General features: G+C 38.1%; 20 protein-coding genes and 1 pseudogene. 14 read left to right on the top strand and 7 right to left on the bottom strand.

Annotation, left to right across the window (positions count from 1 at the left end):
- Positions 1-4 precede the first annotated feature (4 nt).
- Positions 5-1084: a YheC/YheD family endospore coat-associated protein gene (locus tag MMB69_RS24410; RefSeq protein WP_221785154.1), complete on the bottom strand. Its 1080-nt coding sequence runs from the start codon at positions 1082-1084 to the stop codon at positions 5-7.
- Positions 1081-2427: a YheC/YheD family endospore coat-associated protein gene (locus MMB69_RS24405; RefSeq protein WP_277448551.1), complete on the bottom strand. Its 1347-nt coding sequence runs from the start codon at positions 2425-2427 to the stop codon at positions 1081-1083. The genes MMB69_RS24410 and MMB69_RS24405 overlap by 4 nt, the downstream gene beginning before the upstream one ends.
- Before the next feature lie 187 nt (positions 2428-2614).
- Here MMB69_RS24405 and MMB69_RS24400 point away from each other — a divergent pair, with 187 nt between their 5' ends.
- The 6 genes from MMB69_RS24400 to MMB69_RS24375 all read left to right on the top strand — a co-directional run bounded on the left by MMB69_RS24400 (position 2615) and on the right by MMB69_RS24375 (position 8888).
- On the top strand, positions 2615-2965 hold the full coding sequence (locus MMB69_RS24400; protein WP_013055299.1) for a YlbF/YmcA family competence regulator: 351 nt from the start codon (positions 2615-2617) through the stop codon (positions 2963-2965).
- Positions 2966-3144: 179 nt separating this feature from the next.
- On the top strand, positions 3145-4023 hold the full coding sequence (locus tag MMB69_RS24395; protein WP_013055300.1) for a Cof-type HAD-IIB family hydrolase: 879 nt from the start codon (positions 3145-3147) through the stop codon (positions 4021-4023).
- A gap of 442 nt (positions 4024-4465) precedes the next feature.
- A complete protein-coding gene (locus tag MMB69_RS24390) occupies positions 4466-5965 on the top strand; it encodes a coproporphyrinogen III oxidase (protein ID WP_264408865.1) in 1500 nt (499 codons plus the stop codon).
- A 115-nt stretch (positions 5966-6080) separates the two neighbouring features.
- Positions 6081-7694 carry a long-chain fatty acid--CoA ligase gene (locus MMB69_RS24385; protein ID WP_277448550.1) on the top strand — a complete coding sequence of 538 codons (1614 nt, stop codon included), beginning with the start codon at positions 6081-6083 and terminating at the stop codon, positions 7692-7694.
- 5 nt (positions 7695-7699) lie between these two features.
- Positions 7700-8503 carry an enoyl-CoA hydratase gene (locus MMB69_RS24380; protein ID WP_221785150.1) on the top strand — a complete coding sequence of 268 codons (804 nt, stop codon included), beginning with the start codon at positions 7700-7702 and terminating at the stop codon, positions 8501-8503.
- Positions 8504-8615: 112 nt separating this feature from the next.
- Complete coding sequence (locus MMB69_RS24375) at positions 8616-8888, top strand: HU family DNA-binding protein (RefSeq protein WP_013055305.1); 273 nt, start codon at positions 8616-8618, stop codon at positions 8886-8888.
- Positions 8889-8928: 40 nt separating this feature from the next.
- Here the strand turns inward: MMB69_RS24375 and MMB69_RS24370 are convergent, their stop codons facing one another.
- Positions 8929-9114: a YhzD family protein gene (locus MMB69_RS24370; protein ID WP_014461682.1), complete on the bottom strand. Its 186-nt coding sequence runs from the start codon at positions 9112-9114 to the stop codon at positions 8929-8931.
- A 141-nt stretch (positions 9115-9255) separates the two neighbouring features.
- Between MMB69_RS24370 and MMB69_RS24365 the strand changes: the two genes are divergently transcribed.
- The 5 genes and pseudogenes from MMB69_RS24365 (at position 9256) to MMB69_RS24345 (ending at position 13085) form a co-directional block, all read left to right on the top strand.
- Positions 9256-10155 (top strand): ABC transporter ATP-binding protein, encoded by a 900-nt coding sequence (locus MMB69_RS24365; protein WP_029320779.1) that lies wholly within the window; start codon positions 9256-9258, stop codon positions 10153-10155.
- Complete coding sequence (locus tag MMB69_RS24360) at positions 10148-11401, top strand: ABC transporter permease (RefSeq protein ID WP_221785149.1); 1254 nt, start codon at positions 10148-10150, stop codon at positions 11399-11401. The genes MMB69_RS24365 and MMB69_RS24360 overlap by 8 nt, the downstream gene beginning before the upstream one ends.
- 148 nt (positions 11402-11549) lie before the next feature.
- Positions 11550-11763 (top strand): annotated as a pseudogene (locus MMB69_RS24355) (hypothetical protein).
- Positions 11764-11894: 131 nt separating this feature from the next.
- Positions 11895-12836, top strand: coding sequence for a 3'-5' exoribonuclease YhaM (yhaM, locus tag MMB69_RS24350; protein WP_013055309.1), 942 nt, complete (start codon positions 11895-11897; stop codon positions 12834-12836).
- A gap of 66 nt (positions 12837-12902) precedes the next feature.
- Complete coding sequence (locus MMB69_RS24345; protein ID WP_013055310.1) at positions 12903-13085, top strand: sporulation YhaL family protein; 183 nt, start codon at positions 12903-12905, stop codon at positions 13083-13085.
- 42 nt (positions 13086-13127) lie between these two features.
- On the opposite strand, the gene MMB69_RS24340 is transcribed toward MMB69_RS24345, so the two are convergent.
- Entirely contained in the window at positions 13128-14051 is a 924-nt protein-coding gene (locus tag MMB69_RS24340; RefSeq protein ID WP_221785148.1) for a peptidylprolyl isomerase, read from the bottom strand.
- Positions 14052-14358: 307 nt separating this feature from the next.
- Between MMB69_RS24340 and MMB69_RS24335 the strand changes: the two genes are divergently transcribed.
- Together MMB69_RS24335 and MMB69_RS24330 are read left to right on the top strand one after the other, a co-directional pair.
- Entirely contained in the window at positions 14359-14448 is a 90-nt protein-coding gene (locus MMB69_RS24335; RefSeq protein ID WP_078081447.1) for a YjcZ family sporulation protein, read from the top strand.
- A gap of 36 nt (positions 14449-14484) precedes the next feature.
- On the top strand, positions 14485-14580 hold the full coding sequence (locus tag MMB69_RS24330) for a YjcZ family sporulation protein (protein WP_016762974.1): 96 nt from the start codon (positions 14485-14487) through the stop codon (positions 14578-14580).
- Positions 14581-14615: 35 nt separating this feature from the next.
- Here the strand turns inward: MMB69_RS24330 and MMB69_RS24325 are convergent, their stop codons facing one another.
- A complete protein-coding gene (locus MMB69_RS24325) occupies positions 14616-14795 on the bottom strand; it encodes a hypothetical protein (RefSeq protein WP_013055312.1) in 180 nt (59 codons plus the stop codon).
- Positions 14796-15270: 475 nt separating this feature from the next.
- Between MMB69_RS24325 and MMB69_RS24320 the strand changes: the two genes are divergently transcribed.
- Positions 15271-15615, top strand: a complete 345-nt coding sequence (locus MMB69_RS24320; protein WP_013081673.1) for a DUF1878 family protein — start codon at positions 15271-15273, stop codon at positions 15613-15615.
- Positions 15616-15639: 24 nt separating this feature from the next.
- Here MMB69_RS24320 and MMB69_RS24315 read toward each other — a convergent pair whose 3' ends face one another.
- Positions 15640-16215, bottom strand: coding sequence for an HTH-type transcriptional regulator Hpr (locus MMB69_RS24315; RefSeq protein WP_277448549.1), 576 nt, complete (start codon positions 16213-16215; stop codon positions 15640-15642).
- Between the two features lie 113 nt (positions 16216-16328).
- A complete protein-coding gene (locus MMB69_RS24310; protein ID WP_050689473.1) occupies positions 16329-16724 on the bottom strand; it encodes a YtxH domain-containing protein in 396 nt (131 codons plus the stop codon).
- Positions 16725-16783 lie beyond the last annotated feature (59 nt).

Here is a 16783-nt window from a genome sequence, read left to right as displayed (position 1 = left end):
AGCATTACTCCTTACGATACGATAGTGTGTTAGCTAAATAGACGCAGTAAGACAGGACATTTTTATACATGACTTCTTTTTGTTCAGGAGCTGTCTCCATTACTATTTTTCTTCCCGGTTTCGAATTTAAATCTAGAATCCAGATGCTGAAGTCTCTCGAGATACATAAATCAATACCTAATTCAAAAAGAGAAGGAAAGTGATTTTCCAGCACGGACGGAATCGTTTTACAAATGGTGTTGATTTCATCCATTACATATTGACGATGAACGCGTGGGATGCGAGGCAGCAAGTTCTCAAAAGGTACAATAGATGCTCCTGAACTTACATTTGTTACGATGGAGTCCCGTTCACCTTGTCTAATTCCTCTTCCAATTTCTTTCCAATTACCATCGATTCCTTTTTGTAATAGCAGTCTTATATCAAAAGGAGTGCGTTCATAAGGGAAAAATGAAATATGGGGCTGAGCAATATACAGTACATCACGGGTCGTTTTCGTAAACCAGTTCTTAAACTCTTGAAAAGAGGAAAATAGAATGGTGTTTACAATGTCATTTTGTTGATAAGAAGCTTCAATTTCACGTCCGCGCTGTCTTAATTTCACAATCCCTTTACCTTGTGAGCCATTGGCAGGTTTAATCATTAGGCTATCGTTTGTTCGAAGCAGCTGAACAAGTTGCTCTACACTTTCGATTGGAGTGGTAGGAGGAATATATGAAGATAAATAGCTATCTTTTTTAATTACTTCATAGACATCTAGTTTATTGGGTAATCCATGGCCTAAAAATGTCACATCTTCCCGCTGTTTAAGCCAGTTTACAATAGGGCGAGCCTTTTTAGACAGAGAGTCTTTTCGATAAAAGCAGCGATCGTAAATAAACGAAGGAAGTAAGAAGGAATCTTCTATCCATTTCTTTTGTTGTAAATCGTAGCGGAAGCCTTCAATATTTTCGGTGTTAGGATGAATGTTAAAAGGAGTAAAACGGTATATTTCAATCGAAAACTCAGAAGCATGTTTAGCAATTTCGGTCACGTACTCCACTTCTTGCTGTGGGTGAATCGTTAAAAAGCCTAATGAAATCATCGTAAATCCTCCTTGGGAAATTGAAAATTCGTTGCATGCAGACAATAATCAAGCAGTGCTTTTGTTGATGGACGGACGGAGAAAGCGCTTGAATCGGATTGTTTGGAAGGTTTGACATTTACTTCAATAATCCAAGGCTTTCCTTCTTGATCAATCGCTAAATCAATACCGAATTCCGCATAAAGTTCAGACGGATGAGAAAGCTGTGTGCAAATTTCAATCGCAATCTCTTTTAGAAGTGAAAGGATATGGCGCGTAGTTTTTGAATCGTAGAGCTGATTTAACACTTGATGAGGAGGATGAATATCTCCTCCACGGGCAAGATTTGAAACGAAATTGCCGGGTTTTGATACACGTGTGACAATGGACGTGATTTTCCACGTCAAGTCGTCTTTTTTATGACAGAGAATGCGGAAATCAAAAGGGCACTGTTTGTATGTCTGCAGGGAAATTCCTTCTTGGATGAGGAATCCTTGCCTTTTTAATTGACTATAAAGCGTTTCAAATAAGTCATAAAGAGATTCATATTCTTTTTCATACGTCTGCGTAAACGTTGTATAGTCTAAAATATACTTCTCTTTTTTTGAAATTTTAAAAATGTTTTTTCCTTGGCTACCATGAACAGGCTTCAAAAAAACATCGTCATGAAGTTCCAAAGCGTCAAGAAGATCTTGCCGTGAACGAAGCTGATACGTTTTCGGCAAATATGGAAGCAAGTGTACGACATCTTTAAGCTGTTGAAAAACCGTCCATTTATTTAAGTAGCGTGCGTTAAAGAAAGGAACGTCATGTTCTTTTAAAAATGTTTTAAAGGTTTGAAAATCAGCGGTTTGCTCCGTTTTCCTGGCATGAATCCGATTGTGTACGATTCCCGGAAAGGGAACGTCTGAATAAACCCATCGATCAGCGCGATAAACATATCCTTTAGGGGATAATAACTTCACGTCGCTTAATTTGCTCACATAGCAAAAACACCCTAACTCCTTGCAAGCTTGAACAAATTCCTTACAAAATACAGAAATGGAGCCAAAGAGTTCTTCATCTTCTCGAACTTCTGTTACGATGCTAATTACGGGTCCCAACCTAAACGAGTTCTCTTCATAAATGCCTCTCAGCTGATGCGTTTCATACGGAAAGCGAAAGTCTGTAAATAGAGCTTCTGACATCATGAAACAGCACTCTCGATGCTGAAACACGGTGGCTTCGACTTCTTTCGTGATGGAACCTACTGTTAACGTAAACTCCTGCTTGCACTTCACACGGGAGAACAGAGCAGAACTAATGTAAATGTCGCTGCTCATATGGTTCTCTAGTGGTTTTAGAGAAATGGTAAAAGTATTCATAAACGAATCCTCTTTTTCTTTCCTTTAGTAGGCGAATGCTGATATATACTATGAGGAATTAGCCCAATCTGTGAAGAGAATTTATCGTTTTCTGAGAAAATAAAGGTCTTAAGCTGAATTTTATATAATAATTTGTTATAGTTAGGGAAGTCAAGAAATTATAGAACTTAATTAGGAGGAACTTAACGTGTCTGTAAACTTACATGATGTAGCAAATGATTTAGAAAAAGCAATTCGTCAAAGCGACGATTACACAAACTTAAAAAACTTATATGCAGCAGTAAACGCTGATCAAGGTTCAAAACAATTATTTGAGCGTTTCCGTACAATGCAAATGGAGCTGCAACAAAAGCAAATGATGGGCCAAGAAATCACTGAAGAAGAAGTTCAGCAAGCTCAACAAACAGTTGCAATCGTTCAACAAGATCAAAATATCGCGAAGCTAATGGAAGCTGAGCAACGTATGAGCATGGTAATTGGTGAATTAAACAAAATTATCATGAAGCCACTTGAAGAACTTTACGGTGCGGCTGAATAAGAAATAGAGGAAAGAGGAAAAGAGAAATCTTTTCCTTTTTTTTTATGCGGAAATTCCTTCTAATTGTGCAGTTCTGCTCATAAGTTTAGTAACAAGGCTACACATGCCGACTATCATGAAAAGGTCATTTATAACCGTATCCTAACGGATTAGACATCTATGAAAGAAGGGGTTCTCATATGGCTTATCGATTGCTAGCGTTGAATATTGATGGAACCATTTTAAATAGCCAAGGGCGCGTTACAAAAGAAACGAAAGACGCAATTCAATTCGTTAAAAATAAAGGGGTTTACGTTACATTAGTAACAAACAGGCATTTTCCGTCTGCTAAAAAAATTGCTCGGTCACTTAAAGTTCATCCAGCAATGCTAATTACTCATAGCGGTGCCTTTATCGGAACATCGATAGACAAACCGATACTAGATAAGAGAATTAGCGAGGAAAAAACATTTAATCTCATTCAGCTTTTTGAAAATTTTAATTGTCATGTCCGCATTTTGCATGAAAGGTTTTCAATTGGAAATCGTGTAAAGCTTCCTAATAATATTGTAGCTAAAAGCGTGTTAAAAACGGGAGAACCGCTCTTTTATCCCGTGCAGTTTGTAGATTCATTAGGAGATACGCTTCGTGATGAACCTGTTTCTACGCCAAAAATAGAAGTGTATTTTGCAGATCGTAGAGAAAAAGAATACGCCGAGCAAACAATTGCTAGTGCAGTTCCGGATATTGAATGGTTTTCGTATCCAAATGAAAATAGATGTTATATTACGCCAAAAGGAGCCACAAAAGCTGCCGGCGTTCGTTATGTAGCAAATCGTCTAGGGATACCAATGGAAGACGTAGTAGCAATTGGAAATTGCTACGATGATTTAGAAACGATTGAACATGCAGGAATGGGTGTGGCCATGGGCAATTCACCAACAGAATTAAAAATGCTTGCGGATTGGGTTACTCGTTCTAATAATGAAAATGGTGTAGCCTATATGGTAAAAGAATTATTTAGAAAGCAGCAGCGCCTTGGTTATCTTCATCAAATTGACAGCTTTCGTTTAAAATAAATAAAGGAAAAAAGAGGCTAGTACAAAAGTAGTTTAGCCGAAGGAAGATCCGAACGATGAATCGAGATTCTTGATAGAGAATCCAATTCGTTCGGATTTTTTTATTGGAAGAGTGAACGTAGGTTTCATATATGTAGGTGCTTCTAGCTGTTGACTGGAGGGCAAGGCGAAGACTTTTGCGCGAAAAGCGCAAGCGACGAGAAGGCTCATCGGCCGCCCGCCGAAAGCAAAGCCTTGCATGGAAATCAACAAAGTGTAACAAGGGGTTCAGCTCATGTATCTCATTTGTTCGTCTTTAGATTGAATGAATGTAGTTATGGCTCAATCTCTTTTTCCGTTTGTTTCCTGTCCGCGCATTCCCTTGAGCTGAGCACCTTGACCGGACATACGTAGGTTTTGTAAACTGATTACTTAGATAGAATTGATTTGAAAGGTGATTATATTGAACATTTATATAAAAGGTATAGAAGATGAGCGTTTTTTACGTCCGCTTCACCGAATTTCAGATTTGTTTTTTGAAGAAAGCAATGTCTCCTTTGAGGATGATAACGAAGCTCAGCTGAAGGTCGAAGTAGAGCTAAAAGTTCATGAAGAAATTTATGCGAAAGCAGTGCTGCATGACGCTGAAACGGACAAGGTGTTTACAGAAGAGCTTTCTAAATCGTTTACGCCGTATGAAACAGAAAAAGAAGAATTTAAGCAAATAAAAAATGTGGTGCTTCGCGTCTACTTATCTGTATTACAGGAGTATACAAGCATTGTTCAAAAATGGGGTATTTTGACCGGTATACGTCCGACGAAGCTGCTTCATATGAAACTGCAGTCAGGCAAAAGTAAAGAACAAGCGCATCGTGAGCTAAAGGAAGAATATTTAATTACCGATGACAAAATTAATTTAATGCAGCATATTGTAGATCGTCAACTAGCAGCTATTCCCGATTTACATGAGTTAAAGAATGAAGTCAGCATTTATATAGGCATTCCGTTTTGTCCGACGAAGTGTGCATACTGTACATTCCCAGCCTATGCGATTAACGGACGTCAAGGATCCGTTACGTCATTTTTAGGCGGCTTGCATTATGAAATGCGTGAAGTAGGAAAATGGCTAAAAGACAATAACGTCAACATTACAACCGTCTATTATGGCGGAGGCACACCAACGAGCATTACCGCTGAAGAAATGGATATGCTGTATGAAGAGATGTATGAATCGTTCCCGGATGTACAAAATATCCGTGAAATTACCGTAGAAGCAGGAAGACCCGATACGATTACGGAAGAAAAGCTAGCTGTTTTGAACAAATGGAATATTGACCGGATTAGTGTAAATCCGCAGTCTTATATTCAAGAAACCTTAAAAGCTATTGGACGTCATCATACGGTTGAAGAAACTATTGATAAATTTCATCTTTCTCGAAAAATGGGGATGAATAACATTAACATGGATTTAATTATTGGTCTTCCAAATGAAGGTGTAGAAGAATTTCAGCATACGCTAGACGAATCTAAAAAATTGCTTCCTGAATCTTTAACTGTTCATACGCTATCGTTTAAACGCGCGTCTGAAATGACTCAAAATAAACGGAAATACAAAGTGGCAGATCGCTATGAAATTGGTAAAATGATGGATTTAGCGACTGAGTGGACTCAAGAACAAGGGTATGAACCTTATTATTTATATCGCCAAAAAAATATTTTAGGTAATTTAGAGAACGTTGGATATTCATTCCCTGGTCAAGAGAGCCTGTACAATATTATGATCATGGAGGAAAAGCAGACGATTATTGGTCTTGGATGCGGGGCATCTAGTAAGTTCGTGCATCCAGAAACAGGCATTATTACAAGGTTTGCGAATCCAAAAGATCCAAAATCGTACAACGATGGATTCGAGCACTACACACAAGAGAAACTCAAGATTTTAGATGAATTATTTATGAAATAAAAAGGTCACTTTTTAGTGATCTTTTTTTATTTTCAGCAGGGAAATGTCGGAATCTGTTGAATATATAAAAAAGTTGTAAGCGTTTTCTTATTATGACGATGCGAGGTGCCGCTTAATGATGAATGTACAGTTAACCGTACCATCTATGATGGAAAGAGCTGAAAAGCTGTTTAGTAAAAAAGAAGTGGTTTCTAAATCTTCAAAAGGAATTCAGCGTTTAACTTATAACCAGTTAATAAAACGGACTCGGCAGCTCTCTAGTACGCTAGAACAAATTGGAGTGAAGCGAGGAGAAAGAGTCGGGACGTTTGCATGGAATCATCATAGACATCTAGAGGCTTATTTCGCCGTGCCCGGAATAGGCGCTGTTCTTCACACCATTAATATCCGGTTAGATCCTGAGCAAATTGTATACATCATTAACCATGCACGCGATAAAGTCATTTTATTTGATGAATGCTTTTTACCTTTATTTGAAAGTATTCATCAAAAGCTTCCACATGTTGAAGCCTATATCATTATGTCAGATGAAGATGAGCTGCCAGAAACAGACTTGCCAGTTTATCATTACGAAAATTGGATTGAGCAAGGGGATGCATCGCATTCTTTTGTTCAAGATTTAAACGAAGAAGAACCAGCAGGTCTTTGTTATACCTCTGCTACTACAGGAGAGCCAAAGGGCGTTGTATATTCTCATCGCGCTATTTATCTGCACTGTATGGCGCTAGGGCTTGCTGATAGTGCTGGATTATCAGAAGCTGATACCGCTATGCCTATCGTTCCAATGTTTCACGTGAACGCATGGGGAATTCCTTTTGCTGCCGTTTGGTTTGGAACAAAGCTCGTGCTGCCGGGTGCTTTTTGTACTTCAGAGACGATCGCTTCTCTGATTGAACAAGAGAAAGTCACTCTTGCTGCAGCTGTGCCTACCGTTTGGTTAAATTTTTTACAAGAGTTAGAAGAAAAACCTTACGCAGTTGATAGTTTGCGAGCTATTTTATGTGGCGGATCAGCGGCTCCAAAAAGCGTCATTCGAGAATTTCAGGAAAAATATCAAATTGAATTTATGCATGCATACGGAATGACGGAAACAAGCCCTGTAGTGACCGTCTCCCGCTTAAAAAGCTATCAGTACAGTGAAGACTTTGAGTATCAGCTCAGCGTAAAAGCAAAGCAAGGTTTCTTAGTTCCTGGGGTTGAAATGAAAGTAATAGGTCAAAATGGAGAAGTTGCTTGGGATGGAGTGGAAATGGGTGAGCTATTACTAAAGGGCCCATGGGTAGCTTCTGAATATTACAAAGATAAAAGAACAGAAGATACGTTTAAAGACGGCTGGCTGTATACCGGAGATATTGTGACGGTTGACGAAGAGGGAACAATCAAAATCGTAGACCGAACAAAAGATTTAATTAAAAGCGGAGGAGAATGGATTTCATCGGTTGATCTAGAAAACGCGCTTATTGCCCATGAAGCTGTTTTTGAAGCCTGTGTTATAGCAGTCCCTCATAAGGTGTGGCAAGAGCGTCCAGTGGCTTGTGTCGTGTTAAAAGATGCATACAAAGGTGTCGTTTCATCAGAAGAGCTGCTCGGATTTTTAGCGCCGCAGTTTGCAAAATGGTGGCTTCCAGATGACATTTTATTTATGAATTTAATTCCAAAGACAACGGTAGGAAAATTTTTAAAACGTACGCTTCGTGAACAAGTCCTCAATCATTATCAGAAAGGGTGAGTAAGATGACCGTCGAATTAAAAGTAGTAGAACTAGTTTTGCAAGAGCGTATCGCCACAATTTCGTTTAACAGGCCGGATGCCTTAAATGCATTAAACGAAGAAGTGCTAGAGCAGTTTATTCAATGTTTAAAAGTTGTCGAAGAAAGCGAAGCGGACTTTTTAGTAGTAAAAGGAAACGGAAAAGTATTTTCAGCAGGCGGAGATATTAATATGATGATGTCACCTTCACAATCAGAACGTTTTGAGCAGGTGATGGATTTGATTAATGAAGCCGTACTGACTTTATACAGCCTTCCTCAAATGACGATAAGTGTACTGCACGGTGCGGCAGCAGGGCTAGGGCTCAGCATTGCGCTTGCTTCTGATTATATTATTGCAGAAAGACACACAAAAATTGCGATGAACTTTATCGGTATTGCTCTAATTCCAGACGGAGGCGGTCACTTTTTACTAGAAAAGCGCATCGGTGCTCATCGTGCAAAACAGCTGATTTGGGAAGGAAAGACATTAAAAGCAGAGGAAGCTCATCAATTTGGCATAATTGATGAAATAAAAGAAGGAGATTTGGCGAAGCATGTAGAAGATTATCTCTCATATTGGCTAAAAAAACCTTCACGTGCTTTGAAGGAAACAAAGCGGATTTATGTGGAGACATCTGTTTCACAATTAAAGCAAGTGCTTGCGCTTGAGAAAAGAAGTCAGTTTGCTATGAGCCAAAGTTCGGATCATAAGGAAGGTGTACGTGCGTTTCTGGAAAAGCGAGCGCCTGTTTTTAATCAAAGTGAAAAAGATATTTCCGAAAATTAAGTGAACTAGTTTAAAAGCCAATATTTTTGTCTATCATATTGATAGAGCATGTTTAAAAGTTGCAAAACAGTGGTAACACAAGATAATGTAGAAACTAATGAGGTGATTGGAAATGAACAAAACAGATTTAGTAAACGCAGTGGCAACAAAATCAGAGTTAACAAAAGCAGATGCATCTAAAGCAGTTGACGCATTACTAGAAACAATTTCATCAACGCTAGGTGAAGGTGAAAAAATTCAGTTAATCGGCTTCGGTACATTTGAAGTACGCGAGCGTGCTGCTCGTACAGGTCGTAACCCTCAAACGGGTGAAGAAATGCAAATTCCAGCATCAAAAGTACCGGCATTTAAAGCTGGTAAAGAACTAAAAGAAGCTGTAAAGTAATATAAAACGCCGGAAAGCTAAATCTTTCCGGCGTTTTGTATTAACGATGAAACAATACAAGTTTTCCGCTGGGGTTAACGCACCGATGCGTTTTTTCTAAATAGGAAAGCTCTTCTAACTTTTTGGTGCCGATAGTCTTTGCTTCTGTATCAGAAGCTGCTTCGAAACTTTCATCTATTAATTTTTCTCCAGTCTTTTCAAAAGCGGTTAATGTGTAAGTACTCATAAAATCTACTCTCCTCTTATAGTATAATTGTAAGCGTATTCAACATATTTCTCGTCCTATTCCCCTAAATCCTGCTAAGGTTTACAGATATCATTTTTTTCCATACAATAAACATAGGTTTATTTACAAAGGAGGAATTAAATGTCTCTTTCTATCCGTGAAGTTTCAAAAAGGTACGGTGAATTTACAGCTGTAAATGAGCTATCCTTGCAAATTCCAAAAGGCGAAGTGTTTGGTTTTTTAGGTGCAAACGGTGCTGGCAAAACGACGACGTTTCGAATGATTTTAGGGCTCATTGAACCAACCTCAGGTCACATCCAATGGAACGATAAATCTTTAACTTACAGTAGAAGTCATCTAGTTGGCTACCTTCCAGAAGAAAGGGGATTGTATCCGAAATTAAAAGTCAAAGATCAGCTTGTGTACCTTGGACGGCTGCGCGGAATGAAAAAAGCGAACGTGCTGCAAGAAATGGAGCACTGGTTATCTCGGTTTAATATTCCTCAATATGCTTCGAAAAAAGTAGAAGAGCTATCCAAAGGAAATCAGCAAAAAATTCAATTTATTGCCTCCGTTATTCATCGTCCCGAGCTGCTTATTTTAGATGAACCTTTTAGCGGCTTGGATCCTGTAAACGTAGAGGTACTAAAAGAAGCGGTACTTGACTTGAAAAAACGCGGAACGACGATTGTTTTTTCAAGTCATCGAATGGAACATGTGGAAGAACTTTGTGAATATTTATGTATTATGCATCATGGCACGCCTGTTGTGTATGGAAGGCTGCCGGAGATCAAGCGTTCATTTGGCAAGAAAAACGTCATTGTACACGGAAAAGGTCCGTTTGAGAGAATTACAGAGCTTGAAGGCGTTGTAAAGGTGAAAAAAACGGTTGAAGGCATGATTGTTCAAATTCAACATGAATCCGTATCGCAACTCATTTTTCAAGAACTTAAACACTTTTCATTTGTATCTAAATTTGCAGTGGAAGAGCCTTCATTAAATGATATTTTCATTGAAAAGGTAGGTGCTTCCTATGAATAAATTTTGGGTCATTGTCTTTCATACATATCTTAATAAATTAAAAACAAAATCTTTTATTATTACAACGATTATTACTGCTCTTATTCTAGTTGCTCTTACAAATATGGAGAAAATTATCGACGTTTTTAATTCAGACGATAACGGTACAAATGTTGGTGTCATCTATGAAGTGGAAAGCGTATATACGTTGTTCAAACAAAACGTAAATGCCATGGATAAAGACATTCATTTAAAAGAATTTACGTCTGAGTCTAAGGCAAAGCAAGCGGTAAAAAGCGGGGAGCTCGATAGCTATTTACTTTTATCTTTAAACGATAAGCAGCTGCCTCAAGCTGTGTACAAAGCTAACTCTTTGGCCGAATCAAATCTTTCTTCTACCTTAGAACAGGCGGTACAGCAAACAAAAGTGGCTATGGCTACAGTGAAAATCGGGTTAGAAGAAAAGCAAATTGATCAGCTTTACAGCCCTGTTTCATTTAAAAAAGAAGCGTTAGTTGAAAATGCCAAAACAGAACAAGAGCTAAATCAAGCAAGAGGTCTTGTGTATGTGCTGCTGTTTGTTATTTATTTTGCCGTTATCATGTATGGGAGCATGATTGCGATGGAAGTAGCTACTGAAAAATCATCCCGCGTTATGGAGATCCTTGTATCGAGCGTATCACCTATTACACAAATGTTTGCTAAAATCATTGGAATTGCACTGCTCAGCTTAACACAGCTTGCAGTGATACTGAGCGTGGGCTACACATCGTTAAAAGCCAGTGTAGAAACAAATCATAACGGCATCTTTTCTTATCTCGGATTTAATGATGTTCCGCTGACTACATTCGTGTATGCATTTGTCTTTTTCATATTGGGATACTTTCTTTTTGCTACGCTCGCGGCTTTTTTAGGTTCTCTTGTGAGCCGTATTGAAGATGTACAGCAAATGATTACGCCCATGACCCTTGTGATTGTGGCCGCTTTTTTAATTGCTATGTTTGGACTTGGTGATCCTGAAACCACAATCATTACGGTCACATCTTTTATCCCATTTTTTGCTCCGATGATTATGTTTTTACGTGTAGGTATGTTAAATGTTCCTGTGTGGGAAGTGAGTGTATCGATAGGGATTTTAGTTGTGACGATTACTGCTTTAGCTATATTTGGTGCCCGTGTGTATAAAGGAGGAGTCCTTATGTATGGGCAATCTACCTCTTTTAAAGATATTAAAAAGGCGCTGCAGTTAACGAAAAAAGAAACATAAAGAAGCGAGAGGCTGAGACAAAAGTAGTTTAGTCGAAGGAAGGTCCGAACGAACAACCTAGATTCTTGATTGAGAATCCAACTCGTTCGGATTTTTTTATTGCTATGGTAACCATAGTTTTCATATATGTGGCTGCTTCTAGCTGTGTATTGGAGAGCAAGACGAAGACTCCTACGGGAAAAGCGGAATAGGTGAGACCCCCGCAGGAGCGGAAGCGACGAGGCGGCTCAGCGCCCTCCCGTGGAAAGCGAAGTCTTGCACGGAAATTAACAGCGGTATCTCAAGCAGTTCAGCTCCTTTATCCAATTTGTTCATCTTTAGATTGCATTGATTTTGTTATGTTGCAATCTCATCTTGTGTGAAAAAGCGTCTACCCGTGCATTCGGTGCCAAGCGATGGTAAAATGAAATGTAAAGAGCTGTAAATAAGCGGACGAAGCGATAAGAGCTTTGCTATCAAATACATAGAATGAAGTGGTAAGGAGGAAAAGATCATGACAAAAGGAATTGCTCAATACGAAGTAGGAGAGCAAGTTGATCTTTATTTTTTAATTAAATCCTCAACGAGAGGAATTGCAAGCAATGGAAAGCCATTTTTAACGGTAATCCTGCAGGATAAAACAGGTGATATTGAAGCCAAGCTGTGGGATGCTTCCCCAGATGACGAGGAAAATTATGCTGCTCAAAAGATTGTGCGAGCTGCTGGAGAAGTAATGAATTACCGCGGGCGCAACCAGCTGAAAATACGCAACATTCGTCCTGCACAGCCCCAGGACGGAGTGCGCACATCTGACTTTTTAGAAGTGGCACCTTTATCTCAAGAAGAAATGGTCGAACATATTACAAAGAGTATATTCGAAATGAAAAATTCGAATGTCCAGCGCATTACTCGCCATTTGTTTAAAAAATATCAAACGGAATTTCTAGAATATCCGGCAGCAACTAAAAATCACCATGAGTTTGTATCGGGACTTGCCTACCATGTGGTGTCTATGCTGAAGCTGGCTGAGTCATTTTCAACCCTTTATCCAAGCTTAAACCGCGACTTGCTGTACGCTGGAGTTATTCTTCATGACCTTGGCAAAGTATTTGAACTTTCAGGTCCTGTTTCGACGATATACACAGTCGAAGGGAACCTGCTTGGCCATATTTCGATTATGGTGAATGAAATTGGAAAAGCGGCAGAAGAATTAGCGATCGAAGGAGAAGAGGTTATGCTTCTTCAGCACCTTGTATTATCGCATCATGGTAAGGAAGAGTGGGGAAGTCCGAAAAAGCCGTTAATTAAAGAGGCTGAGATGCTTCATTTGATTGACAATGTAGACGCTAAAATGAATATGCTGGACCGAGCATTAACAAAAGTGAAGCCCGGTGAGTTTACAGAGCGTATTTTTGCACTTGATAATCGCTCATTTTATAAACCAACGATTGATTAAAAAAGGTATAAGTCTTTCTTCCTTCGCATATAGTGGTTGTAAATAACTGTGATGGGGGATCAATATATGGTGACACTACCAATTTGGATTTATTTAGTTGTAGCAGGCATTTTCTTTAGTGGATTTATGGCGATTCGTGCTGCACAACATGATAAGCAAGTGGATGATTCGTTTATTGAAAAAGAGGGACAAGTCTTCATCGAAAGAATGCAAGTGGAAAAAGAAAGACGCAACAGCGATTCCATCTGATTATATAAAAGAGCCTGTCACATGAGTGACAGGCTCTTAGCATTACTGCTGAGGAGTTTCTACGCCAGATTGACTATCTGTCGCACCTTCTTCGAAAATTGGTTTTACATTTTTATCTTTGACTTCCACTTTTGCTTTATCAAGCTCTTTTTGAATCTTCTTGTTTGCTTCTGCTTGATCTACTTTTGAACGTTTGATTTGCTGCTCAAGTTCGGGTTTCTTTTTCTCAAACGATTCTACTTTCTTTTTATCGACTAGTTTAATGATATGGTAGCCGTACTCTGTTTTGATTGGTTTACTTACTTCACCTTTTTTCAGCTTGTAAGCCGCTTCTTCAAATTCTTTAACCATTTGGCCTTCACCGAAGTAGCCTAAATCCCCGCCGTTAGCGGCAGACTGCTGATCCGTTGAATATTCTTTTGCCAGACTAGCAAAGTCCTCGCCTTTTTTGATTTTCGCTTCCACTTCGTTTGCTGTTTTCTCGTCTTTTACTAAAATATGACTTGCGCGAATTTGAGGTTTTTGAGCTTTATACTCATCATAAGCTTTTTTCACTTCTTTGTCCGATACTTTAATGCCTGCTGTAGCAGCTTTTTCACGGAGAATATCAACTTTTAGCATATCTTTGACTTCTTTTTCGCCTTTTTGCTTAATAACTGAATCCACCTGATCACCGTATTGTTCTCTTAGAATGTTCAGCTGCTGATCAAGCTCTTTATCCGTTACTTTATATTTTTTACTCAATACTTTTTCTTCGGTAACGCTTCGTACGAGTGTATTAAATTGGTCTTGTCCGATTGTATCTTTCATTTGCTTATACAAATCACCTTGAGTGATATTGCCTGCTTTTGTTTCTACAATTACTTTTGAAGAATCGTTTGCATTTGAAGCATCATTTCCCCCACTGCATGCTGATAAAGCAACGAGGCTGGCTGCCGTTGTTAGTGCAACTAAGCTTTTTTTCATACGTAAACACTCCTACTCATCATTTTTACTTATGTAGCTTGACTCAAGATTTACTATATCACATTTCCTGATGTTAGCAAATGAAGTTAAAACCACGTAAATTTACATTTATTTTCCACTAAGCATGGAGTGATTATACGCTTATGATGGCTTTTTTATAAAGCGTTTTCAAAATGGTGGACAAACTCACAGAGTAATCTCCAAACGAGAAGCAAGAGAAATAAATTATGGAGTTTGGGCTAAAAGCCTAGACGTTTTTTGAGCTGATGCATAAGATGCAGTATTAGTAAACAAAGGGGGTGCTCAAATGAGCGGATGCGGACATGGAGGCGGTTTTGCACTATTAGTTGTACTGTTTATCTTATTAGTCATTGTTGGTTGTGCATGTTACCACTAGGAAACAGATGAATATAAAAGGAAAGGGGCGATAGATATGGGTTCTTACGGATGCGGATACGGCAGTGGATTTGCGCTATTAGTCGTATTATTCATCTTATTAGTTATCATCGGAGCTAGCTGTTTTTGCTAAGCCTATAAAAAAGCGGTGAGACATCTCACCGTTTTTTATGTAAATGATACTTCAATATAAGATGAAACTAATAAAATGGTAATTAATACATTAATCGTACGAAAAACTTTAGGCTGTTTTTCAGCTGGAATTTCTTTTTGAATACACAATGTATTTGTTAGTGCATTGATGTAGAATAAAATGAATAGTGCAAATACAATAAAGAATATGTACATAAAAATCCCCCTAACAAAATCAGTGTGACGAAGACAAAAAGTCTTATAGTCATTTATATAGTACAGCTTTGTATGAATTTACAAATATCTATATTAACATTACCAAAAAAGCGGTAAAATAGATAGTTATATATACAGTTGAGCAAAGAATTTCAAAAGGTATTTACACAGAAATGCGGTTTTTATTTTATAAAGGGTAGTTAAGAAGTTGAGAAATAGGTTTTAAACGAAATAGCAAAGTGAATGGATAAGAATGAGTAACAATTATCCATTGTGCAAAAGGATTGTTAAAAAGGACAGAGGGATTTATATTAATATATGCAGTGAGTACATAATCAGTATATGAAAATCTTTATACGGTGCTACTTAAACAGGAAATGTGAATGACGCAGAAAGAATTATTTGGAAGAACATGAATGAATCATGTACAATATGGAGTAGAGGTATATGAACGTTGAAGGAGTAGGGGAAGCGGATGGAAACTTTAGAATCTCGAGTATCACGTTTAGAATATTACATAAAACTGTTATCTGGGACATCTGAACAAGAAGCTAAACCATTTATTGATTTAGTGGTAAGAAATCAGCTTACAAAGAAGGAAGTAGAGGAAATTTTAATTCTGTGTGAAGATACAAAAAACGAATATATTGAGCAAAAAGCGGAAGGTCTAACAGACTTTGTTCCGCTTCTTACACAATTTGTTGGCATGCTGAATTATAAATTAACTCCCAGAGAGACGGTCGAATCGCTTCGTTATCAACCTTCTTATCAAGATGTGATGAATGAATTTTTTGAAATTATTCAATGGATAAGGGACTAACCATTAAGAGTTTGAAATAGTCTCCTAGTGGTTCTCTTTATCTTTCTTGACAAGCTTGCCATCTTCTTCAGTGAATTCTTCTTCGATATGATGGAAAGATCGCTCGAAGATATCCATAAAATCTTCACCGTAAATTTTGCGGATGACGGTCATTAGTTCCATAAACTCAGGGAATTTGCCGTACAAGTCGCGCAACGGAAGTGCGCCGCTGAACACTGAATTATTAGAAGGTTCGTAATGTTCCATTAAATCTAATAAAATGGCCTCGCCTTTATCTGTCAGCTGAATGTACGTATTTCGCTTGTCGCTTTCTTTTTTAGAAAACTCAAGTAAACCTCGTTCTTCCAGTTTTTTGGAGAAGTTAAATGCAGTAGAAACGTGCATAACTCCAAATTTGGCAATTTCGGAAATGGAAGCCCCGTTTAAATGATATGAAATCCATAAAATATGATGCTCGTTAATATTAAGGTCATAAGGCTTAATCCATTGCTGCCAATCTTTCTCTACGGTTTTCCAAAGGGCTTTACTTAATTGGGCAATGCGTTGGCTAAATAGAAGTGCTTCTTTCAAACTGTAATCTTGATCACTAGTCTTTTTCATCTTCTCCCACCTACTTAGTCTCTTTTTTTATTTATCTTCTATTATGCCAATAAAATAAAAAATTATAAAGATGTAAATTTACAAAATTTTAAAAAATTAAAAAAGAAGGCGTTTTAACCTTCTTTTTTGTCAATTTTTTCATTGGGATTTTTAGTTGTCTGTACATGTTCCTCTAGGTTTGACAAAGAATTTTGGATTTCTTTCAAATGATGCTGAAGGGATTCCTTATGAGGGACAATTTCTTCTTTAAACTGACCAAGGGTAGTGGAAAGGTCACTTGCGATATTTTTCACTATAGTATTTCCTTCTCTGGCGGTCATTTGTACTTGTTGAGAAACAGCTTTTATTTTTGTTGAGAGCTCTTGTTGTGAAGCGTTAACTCGGTCTTTTCGAGAGCTGACACGCTGTTTAAGTTCTCGTCCTGAATATGGGGTAACAAGAAGCGTTGTAATAGCGGCTACGGTGCTTCCGATTACTGCTCCAGCTGCTAGTTTTTTCATTCTACTCATTATTTATTTCCTCCTATGTAGTAAAGTAATTGCTAACACTTCCTTCTGACATAATCATA

It is taken from the genome of Priestia sp. P5 (assembly GCF_029522155.1).
Taxonomy (GTDB): Bacteria; Bacillota; Bacilli; order Bacillales; family Bacillaceae_H; genus Priestia; species Priestia megaterium_E.
The sequence above is the reverse complement of the archived record's forward strand: the minus strand, read 5'-3'. Positions and strand labels throughout refer to the sequence as shown.

Bases quoted from the DNA above. Each gene is read 5' to 3' on its own strand.
- MMB69_RS24410 (WP_221785154.1), bottom strand. From the start codon at position 1,084: ATGATTTCATTAGGCTTTTTAACGATTCACCCACAGCAAGAAGTGGAG.
- MMB69_RS24405 (WP_277448551.1), bottom strand. From the start codon at position 2,427: ATGAATACTTTTACCATTTCTCTAAAACCACTAGAGAACCATATGAGC.
- MMB69_RS24395 (WP_013055300.1), top strand. From the start codon at position 3,145: ATGGCTTATCGATTGCTAGCGTTGAATATTGATGGAACCATTTTAAAT.
- MMB69_RS24385 (WP_277448550.1), top strand. From the start codon at position 6,081: ATGATGAATGTACAGTTAACCGTACCATCTATGATGGAAAGAGCTGAA.
- MMB69_RS24380 (WP_221785150.1), top strand. From the start codon at position 7,700: ATGACCGTCGAATTAAAAGTAGTAGAACTAGTTTTGCAAGAGCGTATC.
- MMB69_RS24375 (WP_013055305.1), top strand. From the start codon at position 8,616: ATGAACAAAACAGATTTAGTAAACGCAGTGGCAACAAAATCAGAGTTA.
- MMB69_RS24370 (WP_014461682.1), bottom strand. From the start codon at position 9,114: ATGAGTACTTACACATTAACCGCTTTTGAAAAGACTGGAGAAAAATTA.
- MMB69_RS24365 (WP_029320779.1), top strand. From the start codon at position 9,256: ATGTCTCTTTCTATCCGTGAAGTTTCAAAAAGGTACGGTGAATTTACA.
- MMB69_RS24360 (WP_221785149.1), top strand. From the start codon at position 10,148: ATGAATAAATTTTGGGTCATTGTCTTTCATACATATCTTAATAAATTA.
- yhaM (WP_013055309.1), top strand. From the start codon at position 11,895: ATGACAAAAGGAATTGCTCAATACGAAGTAGGAGAGCAAGTTGATCTT.
- MMB69_RS24345 (WP_013055310.1), top strand. From the start codon at position 12,903: ATGGTGACACTACCAATTTGGATTTATTTAGTTGTAGCAGGCATTTTC.
- MMB69_RS24340 (WP_221785148.1), bottom strand. From the start codon at position 14,051: ATGAAAAAAAGCTTAGTTGCACTAACAACGGCAGCCAGCCTCGTTGCT.
- MMB69_RS24335 (WP_078081447.1), top strand. From the start codon at position 14,359: ATGAGCGGATGCGGACATGGAGGCGGTTTTGCACTATTAGTTGTACTG.
- MMB69_RS24330 (WP_016762974.1), top strand. From the start codon at position 14,485: ATGGGTTCTTACGGATGCGGATACGGCAGTGGATTTGCGCTATTAGTC.
- MMB69_RS24325 (WP_013055312.1), bottom strand. From the start codon at position 14,795: ATGTACATATTCTTTATTGTATTTGCACTATTCATTTTATTCTACATC.
- MMB69_RS24320 (WP_013081673.1), top strand. From the start codon at position 15,271: ATGGAAACTTTAGAATCTCGAGTATCACGTTTAGAATATTACATAAAA.
- MMB69_RS24315 (WP_277448549.1), bottom strand. From the start codon at position 16,215: ATGAAAAAGACTAGTGATCAAGATTACAGTTTGAAAGAAGCACTTCTA.
- MMB69_RS24310 (WP_050689473.1), bottom strand. From the start codon at position 16,724: ATGAGTAGAATGAAAAAACTAGCAGCTGGAGCAGTAATCGGAAGCACC.